9 protein-coding genes are annotated in these 10,260 nt (G+C 68.5%); 3 read left to right on the top strand and 6 right to left on the bottom strand.

All coding sequences use genetic code 11. The features are described 5' to 3' along the window. The coding region (locus tag RM1_RS10540) for an aspartate aminotransferase type Ic (protein ID WP_072751234.1) at nucleotides 1-1,111 on the top strand (1,111 nt) is incomplete at its 5' end. Between the two features lie 35 nt (nucleotides 1,112-1,146). On the opposite strand, the gene RM1_RS10535 is transcribed toward RM1_RS10540, so the two are convergent. Continuing rightward, nucleotides 1,147-1,800, bottom strand: a complete 654-nt coding sequence (locus RM1_RS10535; protein ID WP_083576648.1) for a DUF5701 family protein — start codon at nucleotides 1,798-1,800, stop codon at nucleotides 1,147-1,149. A 109-nt stretch (nucleotides 1,801-1,909) separates the two neighbouring features. Between RM1_RS10535 and RM1_RS10530 the strand changes: the two genes are divergently transcribed. Together RM1_RS10530 and RM1_RS10525 are read left to right on the top strand one after the other, a co-directional pair. Further along, complete coding sequence (locus tag RM1_RS10530) at nucleotides 1,910-2,494, top strand: HhH-GPD-type base excision DNA repair protein (protein WP_072751233.1); 585 nt, start codon at nucleotides 1,910-1,912, stop codon at nucleotides 2,492-2,494. 73 nt (nucleotides 2,495-2,567) lie between these two features. Further along, a complete protein-coding gene (locus RM1_RS10525; RefSeq protein ID WP_072751232.1) occupies nucleotides 2,568-3,137 on the top strand; it encodes a GrpB family protein in 570 nt (189 codons plus the stop codon). Nucleotides 3,138-3,753: 616 nt separating this feature from the next. On the opposite strand, the gene RM1_RS10520 is transcribed toward RM1_RS10525, so the two are convergent. Genes RM1_RS10520 through RM1_RS10500 form a run of 5 tightly spaced genes read right to left on the bottom strand, consistent with a single transcriptional unit; the run spans nucleotide 3,754 to nucleotide 10,246 of the window. Next, nucleotides 3,754-4,527, bottom strand: a complete 774-nt coding sequence (locus RM1_RS10520) for an SDR family NAD(P)-dependent oxidoreductase (RefSeq protein WP_072751231.1) — start codon at nucleotides 4,525-4,527, stop codon at nucleotides 3,754-3,756. A gap of 30 nt (nucleotides 4,528-4,557) precedes the next feature. Beyond that, on the bottom strand, nucleotides 4,558-6,306 hold the full coding sequence (locus RM1_RS10515) for an N-acyl-D-amino-acid deacylase family protein (RefSeq protein ID WP_072751230.1): 1,749 nt from the start codon (nucleotides 6,304-6,306) through the stop codon (nucleotides 4,558-4,560). A 46-nt stretch (nucleotides 6,307-6,352) separates the two neighbouring features. Then, nucleotides 6,353-8,014 (bottom strand): steroid-24-oyl-CoA synthetase, encoded by a 1,662-nt coding sequence (casG, locus tag RM1_RS10510; protein ID WP_072751229.1) that lies wholly within the window; start codon nucleotides 8,012-8,014, stop codon nucleotides 6,353-6,355. A 31-nt stretch (nucleotides 8,015-8,045) separates the two neighbouring features. Further along, a complete protein-coding gene (locus RM1_RS10505) occupies nucleotides 8,046-9,086 on the bottom strand; it encodes an NAD(P)-dependent alcohol dehydrogenase (RefSeq protein WP_072751228.1) in 1,041 nt (346 codons plus the stop codon). After that, a complete protein-coding gene (locus tag RM1_RS10500; RefSeq protein ID WP_072751259.1) occupies nucleotides 9,083-10,246 on the bottom strand; it encodes a serine hydrolase domain-containing protein in 1,164 nt (387 codons plus the stop codon). Before RM1_RS10500 ends, RM1_RS10505 begins: the two co-directional genes overlap by 4 nt. Nucleotides 10,247-10,260 lie beyond the last annotated feature (14 nt).

Raw genomic sequence — 10,260 nt, 5'->3', positions numbered from 1 at the left:
AAAGTACCGCGACGGCAACGGACTGGACTGCCGCAACTACGGTGGCCTCGCCGGGCTGCCGGAGCTGCGCGCGATCTTCGGTGAACTGCTCGGCATCCCGACCGAGAACCTGTTGGCAGGCAACAACGCGAGCCTCGAGATCATGCACGACGTCATCGTGTTCGCGCTGCTGCACGGCACCCCCGACTCGGCGCGGCCGTGGTCGCAGGAGCCGAAGATCAAGTTCCTGTGCCCGAGCCCCGGCTACGACCGGCACTTCGCGATCACGGAGTCGTACGGGATCGAGATGATCCCCGTCCCGATGCGGCACGACGGCCCGGACGTGGCTCTGATCGCCCGGCTGGTCGCCGAGGATCCGCAGATCAAGGGGATGTGGGCGGTGCCCACCTACTCGAACCCGACCGGTGCGGTCTACTCGGAGGAAGTCGTGCGGACGCTGGCCTCGATGCCGACCGCGGCCCCCGACTTCCGGCTCATCTGGGACAACGCCTACGCGGTGCACCCGCTGGTCGAGGAGTTCGAGGCCCCGCTGGACGTGCTCGGCATGGCGGCGGCGGCGGGGCATCCGAACCGGCCGCTCGTGTTCGCGTCGACGTCGAAGATCACCTTCGCGGGCGCGGGCGTCAGCTTCGTCGGCGGGTCGACGCAGAACCTGGCCTGGTACCAGCAGCACCTGGGCAAGAAGAGCATCGGACCGGACAAGATCAACCAGCTGCGGCACCTGATGTTCTTCCAGGACGCCGACGGGGTGCGCGCGCACATGGCCAAGCATCGCGAGATCCTCGCGCCGAAGTTCGCGCTGGTCCTGCAGATCCTCGAGGACCGGCTCGGGGCGTCGAAGGTGGCGTCCTGGACCGAACCCAAGGGCGGCTACTTCATCAGCCTCGATGTCGTCGAGGGCACGGCCAAGCGGGTCATCGGCCTGGCGAAGGAGGCCGGCATCGCGTTGACCGCCGCCGGCTCGGCCTTCCCGTACGGCACCGACCCGGAGGACAAGAACATCCGGCTCGCGCCGAGCTTCCCGTCCACCGACGACCTCGCGAAGGCGATGGACGGGGTGGCGACCTGCGTGTTGCTGGCCGCCACCGAGAAGTCGCTCGAGCAGGCGTAACCGGGGCGGGCCTGCCCCGGTCCGCCCGCCCGTCGTCACGGCAGCGGCAGCCGGCCGCCCGTCGATGCCGAGCCGAGCCAGGTGTGCGGGTTGCCGTTCCAGCACCAGCCCAGTTTCGGTCGGCGCTTGCTGATCCACAGCGCGGGCACCCGCTTGTCGCCGCAGCGTGACGACAGCAGTGAGAAGCACTTGTTCTTGCGGAGCATGTCGGGGCGGACGGCGATCAGCGCGATGCCCTCCTCGATAGTCAGCCCGGTGCGTCCCTTCGCGGTCAGCGACGCCAGCGCGGCCTCGGGTGTGACGTTCAGGTACGCGCTCCCGGTGTCGATGTCGAGCAGCACGTAGCCGATCCCGTCCGGTACCTCGACGGACTCGATCGGCCGGAACGCGGCGAGCTCGGCGGGCTCGAGGTCCGCGAACCCCTGCTGGGTGCCGAGGGCGGTGCGCGACATCGCCTCGTGCGCGTCGATGGATGCGCCGAGCGCGGTGCGGGCAACGACCAGAACGAACGGGATGTGGTCCTCGCCGTGGTCGGCGGCGCATTCCGGGTGGGCGAGCACGCTCGCGCGGAGCGGTTCCAGTGCGGCCGCGAAGTCGGCATCGGACAGCCCGGTCATGGCGGGGTAACCCGCCGCGGTGAGTGCGCCGATCTGGCGGTCGAACTCGATGTCGGTCGGAGTTGTGGTCAAGATCCCTCGCTTCCGTACGGTGTACCGAACTCAACGGGCCGGGTCGCGGGATTGTTCCCGGACGCGGGGAGGGTCGAAAGTTCGCCGTCGAAAATGGCAGGATCGGGCCATGGCACTCACGCTGCACCTCGCCGGAGACGCTGACGCGGACGCGCTGCTCGCCGCGGATCCACTCGCCCTGCTGATCGGCATGTTGCTCGATCAGCAGATACCCATGGAAGTGGCCTTCGCCGGGCCGAAGAAACTCGACGATCGCCTGTCTGGCCTGGACGTGCACAAGATCGCGGAGATGGATCCGGACGCGTTCCTCGCGCTCTGTGCGACTCCGCCCGCCGTGCACCGGTTCCCCGGGTCGATGGGCAAGCGGATCCAGGACCTGTGCATCTACCTCGTCGAGCATTACGACGGCCGGACCGAGGCGATCTGGACCGAGGGTGATCCCGACAGCCGAGAGGTCCTCAAGCGGCTCAAGGCGCTGCCCGGCTACGGGGATCAGAAGGCCAGGATCTTTCTCGCGTTGCTGGGCAAGCAGATCGGCGTCGAGCCGGAGGGTTGGCGGGAGGCCGCAGGGGCGTACGGCGACGACGGTTCGCGCCGCTCCATCGCCGACGTCGTCGACGACCGCACCCTCGGCGAGGTCCGCGAGTTCAAGAAGTCCGCGAAGGCGGCAGCCAAGGCCGCGAAGGCGAAATGAGTACCCGGCGGACTGTGAACCCGGCGTGACTTGCCGCACCGTACCCAGGGTTTGGTGGCGATAGCGTGAGGCCGTGCCGGTAACCGTTGTTCCGTACTCCGAGGGATGGCCCTCACAGTACGAAGTCGTTTCGGAAGATCTGCGCAATGCGTTGTCGCTGGTGCCTGCCTTCGCCATCGAGCATGTCGGGTCAACGTCTGTCCCAGGGCTTGCGGCCAAACCGATCCTGGATATCGACGTCATCGTCCAGCGTGAACACATGGCGTCCGCAATTCGCGCCCTGTCCGAAGCAGGGTATGTGCACCGCGGCGATCTCGGGGTCCCGGACCGTGAGGCCTTTCGAGCACCCGAGGGTGGGCTGGCCCGGAACGTGTACGTCTGCGTCGAAGGGACGCTGCACCTGCGCAATCATCTTGCCGTCCGGTCGGTGTTGCGTTCGCATCCCGACCTTCGCGACGCATACGGCGCGGTCAAGCTGGAACTCGCCAGCGAACTTGGCATGACCAGTGAGCGCTACGTTGCCGGTAAGTCCGAGATCCTGCAGACGGTCCTCGATCGCTCCGAACTCTCAAAGGACGAGAAGATGACGATTCTTCGTCTGAATGCGAACGGGATGCAGGGTCGGGTCAGCAGCTCCCGTTGATCGCATCCTCGATGCCGCGCCGGAATGCAGCTCGATCGGCCGAGCTGGCCGAATCCCATTCGGATCCGTGTGCGGGCCACTGCATGAACTCGTCTGCTGTGATCGAATCCGGAGACACGCCATTCGCTACTTTCCAACCCACGTATTCGTGTGTCGCTGCGCAGGCGTCGCCGTACGCTGAGTGCTCAAGCGACCCGGCTGCGGGCCCTTGACCGGCGGCGGGGGTCGTGCCGGTTGTTGGCGGGTTATTCGACTGGATCGCTGTCGGTGAATTGACAGCGGCAGCAGCAATAGAGGCCGGTTCCGCCGATGAACAGCCCGTGAGAAGGGCAGCTCCGATGGAAGCGGCCACCAATAACAACTTCTTGTGCATGTTCCGCATCGAACCTGGCAAACTGACCGGTTTGGTCTAAAAATCCCACATGCGCCGAAGGTCACTATCGGATTCGCGTATCGGATCTGTCACAAAGAACTTCACGAAACCGAGTTCCGCGCGGGTGGCCCCGGTGCCTCGTGGACAGGGAGCCGTGCGTCTGCACGCGGCACCTCGGCCGCCGAGCGGGTCTACTGCTGAGTGTCCGAAGCCGGACCACCCATGCCGCTCGGCGGCCGAGCATCACCCCGCGAGCTTGCTGAAGTTCGGGAAGTTGGACAGGTCCCAGCCGCCGTCGACGACCAGGCTCGCGCCGGTGACGTAGCTCGCGTCGTCGCTGGCCAGGTAGAGGCACGGCCCGGCGACCTCGTCGGGTGTCGCGGCTCGAGCCATCGGGATGCGTTCGAGGAACATCGCCTGCGCTGGCTCGTAGGCCAGCACCGGGGCGACCAGCGGGGTGTCGACGAGTCCCGGCAGCACGGAATTGACCCGGATGCCAGACGACGCCAGCTCGAGAGCGGCGTTCTTGCTGAACATCTCGACGCCTGCCTTGCCGGTCGCGTACGGGCTGCCCCCTGGCATCGGCATGCGGGCGTTCAGCGAGGAGACGTTGACGATGGCCCCGCCTGCGCCCATTCGTCGGGCCTCGTGCTTGGTGCAGAGGAAGACACCCTTCTGCACGAGGTCGATGGTGAAGTCCCAGTCGGCTTCGTCGAGATCGACGATCGCACCGACGCGGGACGCGCCCGCCACGTTGAAGGCCAGATCCAGTGCCCCGAACTGCGTGACGGCGGCGTCGAGGGCCGCCGCGATCTCGCCCTCCTTGGTCACGTCGGCGGTGACGGGCAGAAACGCCTTGCCGAACTCGGTGGCCATGGCGCCGAGCGCATCCCCGGCCAGGTCGATCCCGACGACGTTCGCGCCCTCGGCCATCAGGCGGATCGCGATGGCCTCGCCGATGCCGGACGCGGCGCCGGTCACCGCCGCCGTCTTGCCCGCAAATCTGTTCTCACTCATCCGTGTTTCTTCCGTTCATCGATGGGTGGGTCACTTCTGACCAGCTCGCAGGAACCGCCCGGTGCGACGGGTCCCGAGCACGGGCGTCGGTTCCCCGTCCCGGACGACGCATTCGCCGCCGACGAACACCGCGGACACCGCGTCGTCGTTCCGGTTCACCATCCTGGAGAGGCCGTCGTACTCGGGGACCGGGCATTCGGCGTAGGCGTCGAGAGTCGAGTCGAGATGCGCCGGGTCGATCACCACCACGTCGGCCCGGTCACCCTCGCGCAGGTGTCCGGCATCGAGGTCGTACCAGTCGGCGAGCTCGCCGGTGAGCCGGTGCACGGCCTGCTCCACCGACATGAACGGACTCCCCGATCGCTCGGCGTCCTGCACGCGACGCAGCAGGCGGAGCCCGAAGTTGTAGAAGGCCATGTTGCGCAGGTGCGCACCCGCGTCCGAGAAGCCCAGCTGGATACCGGGATCGGCGGCGAACTTGTTGAGCACCTCGGGCCGGTGGTTCGAGATCGTGGTGCGCCACCGAACCTTGGTGCCGTACTCGACCACCAGGTCGAGGAAGGCGTCCACGGGGTGCACCCCGCCCCGGTCGACCCCGACCTGTCCGAAGGTCTTGCCGATCACGGATGCATCTGGGCACTCGACGATCTCGGCGTCGAAGAAGTCGCGGTGCCAGACCCGCGGCCCGTACTTCTTGTCGTAGTCCTTGCGGAACCGGCGGCGGTAGGACTCGTCGGCCAGCAGCGCGCTCCGCGCCTCGAGCTGGTTGGACAGGTCCAGTGCCGCGGCACCGGATCCGAACTCCTCGAAGACCGGCAGGTCGATGCCGTCCGAGTACACCTCGAACGGCACGGGCAGGTGCTGCCACCGGAAGTCGCCGCGCATCCCGTTGACGGCCCGCGCCATCGCCGGGAACACCTGCGCCACAGCCGGTATCGCCTTGACGTCGGCGGCCGAGAGCAGGCTCACCTTCAACGGACGGCGGAAGAGCCCGACGCTGCTCAGCGCCAACGCGACCATGGACTGCGGGCGGCCGACGTCCGGGCCTGCCTGCAATGCCCGGCCCCGGCGTCGCAGGATCCCACTGAGCCTGCGACGTTCCTGCCGTGTCGAGTACGTCGAGGGCAGGGTCCGGGACCGGCAGACCTCGCCGTCGAGCTTGTCGAACAGCAGCTCCTGCGAGGACATGCCGATGAAGCCCGCGTCGAGCGCCTCCTCGAGCTTGGCCGCCATCGCGTCGAGTTCGGCCGGGGTGGGCTTGACGTCCTTGCGGGTCGCCCGGTCCAGGCCCATCTGCGCGGCCCGGATGTCCGAATGGCCGATGAAGGAGGCCACGTTCGGGCCCAGTGGCAGCGCCTCGATCGCCTCGACGTACTCGTGTGCCGAGGTCCACGTCTGGGACTCGGTGAGCGTGTCGACCACGAACTTGCGCGGAATGGCCTCGACCCGGCCGAACAGATCGCCCGCGTCGGAGGGGCCGGCATGGACCGCCGACAGGGAGCACGACCCCAGGAAGATCGAGGTGACGCCGTGCCGCACCGACTCCTTGAGCCCCGGACTCAGGATGACCTCGACGTCGTAGTGGGTGTGGATGTCGACCATGCCCGGGATGACCCACTTCCCGGCGGCGTCGACCACCTGCGGGCAGTCCGACTCGTCGAGCGCATCGACCGACACGGCGGCCACCCGCCCGTCACGGATGCCGAGGTTCCTGGTCTCGGACCGTGCGCCGGTGCCGTCGAACCACCGGCCGTTCTTGATGATCACGTCGTAGCTCATCGCAGATCACTCCAATCTCGAACATCTGTTGCCGACCGGGAGGCCATCAGACGACCACCTGGGTGCGCATCGTCTTGCCGGTCGCGTTGCGCGGCAACGGCGTCGTGGTGATCCGCCACCGAGCCGGGACCTTGAAATAGGCTAGGCGCTCGCCTGCGAAGGCCCGCAGCTCCTCTTCCGTGACGGCGCCCTCCGACCGCGCGACGACGACCGCGGCCACCTCCTGGCCGAGGTCGGGGTGGTCTACGCCGATCACCGCGCACTCGAGGATCTCGGGGTGCTCGTCCAGGCACTGCTCGATCTCCATCGGGTACACGTTCTCGCCGCCTCGCAGGATCAGGTCCGACCGGCGCCCGGTGAGCCGGACCATGCCGTTCTCGATCACACCGAAGTCGCCGGTGCGCAGCCAGCGGTCCTCGGTGATCGCCGCGGCGGTGGCCTCTGGGTTGTCCCAGTAGCCGAGCATCACGTAGGGGCTGCGCGCGCAGATCTCGCCCTCCACCCCGTCGGGGACCTTCTCCCCGAACGGGTCCCGGACCTCAACGGCGACCCCGATGATGGGCCGGCCGAGGGTTCCGGGGAACTGCGCGAGATCGAGGGGCGTGGCGACGGAGATCGCGGTGGCACTCTCGGTCTGGCCGTAGCTGTCGACGAGGGAGTTGCGCGCGAACGGCACCTTCTCACGCAGGCGGTCCTGGAACGCCGCGGACGACGGCGCCGCCGACAGCGCGAACGCCGTGACCGAGGAGAGGTCGTATCGCGACAGATCCTCGTGCTCGAGTAGACGATTCGCCATGGTGGGGACGGCGGCCCAGTTGGTCACGCGCTCGCGTTCGACCAGCCGGAGCATGCGGTCCACGTCGAACGAGCCCTGGTAGATCACCACCGCGCCGCCCGTGGCCAGCCGGGGGACGGCCAGGTTGTGCAGGCTGGCGATGTGGAACAGCGGCGAGGTGAGCAGGTACCGCCGGTCGCTCGGGGCGTCCGAGTTGGGGTCGCCGCCGGTGAACGCGGCGGCGAGCGCATCGCTGAACCGGTGGTAGTCGATGGTCGCCAGCACGTTTCGGTGCGAGTGCACGGCGCCCTTGGGACGGCCGCTGGTCCCGCTGGTGTAGAGGAGCAGCGCCGGGTCGTCCTCGTCCACATCGGTGTTCGGCAGCGCGGAGCCGGCGAACTCGGCGACCAGACGCGGGACGTCCTCCTCCATGGTCAGCACGGGGACGTCGGCACCGAGCTCGCCGAGCAGCGCGGCGCGCCTGGCGTCGGCCACGACGACCGTTGGCTTGGTGTGGTCGATGCCGTACTCGACCTCACGCGGCGCCCACCAGGCATTGAAGCCGACCGCGATCGCGCCGAGCGACTGCGCCGCCCAGAAGGCGACGAGCCATTCGGGGGTGTTGGCGGCCAGGATGCCGATTCGGTCGCCCTTGCCGACGCCGTACCGCTCGCGCAGCGCGGTCGCGAACGCGGCGGCGGCGGCCCCGTGTTCCGCGTAGCTCATCCGGCGATCCTCGGTGACCAGGTAGTCCCGGTCGCCATAGGAGAGCGAGGCCCTCAGGACGTCGCCGAGCGCCCGGTCACGGTTCTTCATGACCGGGATCTCGGCCCCGAGCACGCTCTCGACGCCGAGCTCGAAGCGGCCGCCCGGGCCCGTCAGTCCGGCCATCACGGAGGCGATGTAGGCCTGGGGGTCAACAGACTTCGTCACTGCATTTCCTTTCGGATCGTGTCGTACCCGGTCACGGAACCAGCACCGCTCGTCCGCGGATCTTGCCGGCCTCGAGGCGGTCGAACGCCGCTCGGGCGTCGGCGAGGTCGAATCGGTCGACCTCGACGGTGAGTCGGCCGGACTGGGCGAGCGCGATGGAGTCGACGAGGTCACTTCTGGTGCCGCCGTAGGACTTCCGGACCGAGGCGCCCCACGGCCAGCCGGGTCCACCCGCCGGGTCGGCCGTCACGCCGGGGACGCCGCCGCCGAGCCCGACCATCCGGTACGCGCCGTTGGGTGCCACGGACTCGACCGCCATCTGGGCGGTCGGGTCGACGCCGACGAAGTCGAAGACCGCTTCCGCGCCGCGCCCGCCGGTCAGCTCGAGGATCTGGCGGGCGGTGTCGGGACCGGATTCGAGGGTGACGTCGGCGCCGCAGCGCTTGGCCAGGTCCAGCTGGTCCTGGCCGAGGTCAACCGCGACGATCCGGGTCGCGCTGAGCGCGCGCAGGATCTGCACGGCGACGTGCCCGAGGCCGCCGACGCCGATCACCACGGCGGTCGAGCCGGGACGGAGGTGCTCCTTGGCGCCCCTGATGGCGTGGTAGCTGGTCAGTGCGGCGTCGGCCATCGGAGCCGCCTGGAGGAAGTCCAGGTCGCCGATGGGGACGAACGACCGGGCCGGGATCCGGACGTACTCGGCCATGCCGCCGTCGGGGCCGAGCCCCGGGCACGGCGGCATGGCGGTCCGGCCCGCGGCCAGGCAGACGTTCTCGTTGCCGCTGATGCACTCCCGGCAGACGCCGCACGACCAGCACAGGTAGACGATCCCGCGCTCGCCGACCTGGCGCCCGTCGACCTCGCTGCCGACGGCCTCGATGGTGCCCGCGATCTCGTGCCCGATGGTGAGCGGTTCCTCCCGCATCTTCACCGGGAAATGCAGCAGGTGCAGGTCGGAGTGGCAGATGCCTGCCGCGCCGACGCGGATCAACAGGTCGGACGGTCCGATCTCCGGTACGGGGACGTCCCGGATCTCGATGACACCCGGATCCGTGAGCTGTAGTGCCCTCACAGGGAAACCTCGCTTCGTGCCGATCGAACGGCCTCGTTGGTGGCGTGCAGGTAGGCGTCGCTGCGATCGGAGCCGATCAGTCCGGGCGCCATCTTGTTCATCGTGTAGGCGAAGGTGACCCGGTTGTCGAGGTCGTTGACGAGCATCGAGCCGCCGAACCCGGCCCACCAGCACACCCGGCCGTCGCGCACCAGCGGGGCGGTGTCCGGGTGGGGGAGACCGTAACCGATGCCGAACCGCAGCGGGGTGAGGATGCCCAGGTCGATGCCGTCGGCCTGCTGCTCGAAGGTCAGGTCGATCGTGGCCTGGGAGAGCAGGCGCGTGCCGTCCACCTCGCCGCCGCAGGAGATCAGCGACTGCAGGCGGGCGACCGAGCGCGCGTTGCCGTGACCGTTCATGGCGCCGAGCTCCGCCTGCCGCCAGTCGGCGGTGTTGACCTTCGCCATGTCGAGCCACGGGCAGGTCACCGTCTTGACCAGGATGCTGTCCTGATCGAGCGTGGACATGTCGAAGTTGATGTCCGGCGCGGGGACCATCGGAGCGATCCGGCCGAAATGCTCGGGGCCGGTACCGATGTGGAAGTCGGCACCCAGCGGTCCCGCCAGCTCCTCGGCGAAGAAGCGGCCCAGGCTGCGGCCGTCCACTCGCCGGATCACCTCGCCGACGAGGTGCCCGTAGTTCAGTGCCTGGTAGCCCGACGCGGTGCCCGGCTCCCACCAGGGCGCCTGCGTGGCCAGCCGGGCGCTGGCGGCCTCGGTGTCGTAGATGTCTTCGAGTTCGATCGGCCGCTCCCAGCCGGACACCCCTGAGGTGTGTGAGAGCAGATGCCGAACCTCGATGTCCGCCTTGCCGTTCGCCGCGAACTCGGGCCAGTAGTGCGAGACCTTCTGGTACACATCGAGTTCGCCGCGATCGACGAGGAGCAGCGCGCTGAGTGCCGTCATCGTCTTGGTGATGGAGAAGACGTTGACGATGGTGTCCTCGGCCCATGGCGTGGTCCGCTCCTGGTCGGCATAGCCGCCCCAGACGTCGACGACGGGCGCACCGTCGACGGTCACGCAGATGGATGCGCCGAGTTCCTCGCCCGATGCGAGCTGCTGCTCGAGTGCATCGCGGACCGGCTCGAAGCCGTCCGCGCAGAATCCCTGTGTCAGTGCCATGTCGATCTCCTCCC

It is taken from the genome of Rhodococcus maanshanensis NBRC 100610, from assembly GCF_001894865.1.
Lineage (GTDB): Bacteria > Actinomycetota > Actinomycetes > Mycobacteriales > Mycobacteriaceae > Rhodococcus_G > Rhodococcus_G maanshanensis.
This window is presented reverse-complemented; position numbering and strand designations above follow the sequence as displayed.

Excerpts from the sequence above, each read along its gene's own strand:
- RM1_RS10515 (WP_072751230.1), bottom strand. The coding sequence starts at position 6,306 with ATGAGCTACGACGTGATCATCAAGAACGGCCGGTGGTTCGACGGCACC.
- RM1_RS10530 (WP_072751233.1), top strand. The coding sequence starts at position 1,910 with ATGGCACTCACGCTGCACCTCGCCGGAGACGCTGACGCGGACGCGCTG.
- RM1_RS10500 (WP_072751259.1), bottom strand. The coding sequence starts at position 10,246 with ATGGCACTGACACAGGGATTCTGCGCGGACGGCTTCGAGCCGGTCCGC.
- RM1_RS10520 (WP_072751231.1), bottom strand. The coding sequence starts at position 4,527 with ATGAGTGAGAACAGATTTGCGGGCAAGACGGCGGCGGTGACCGGCGCC.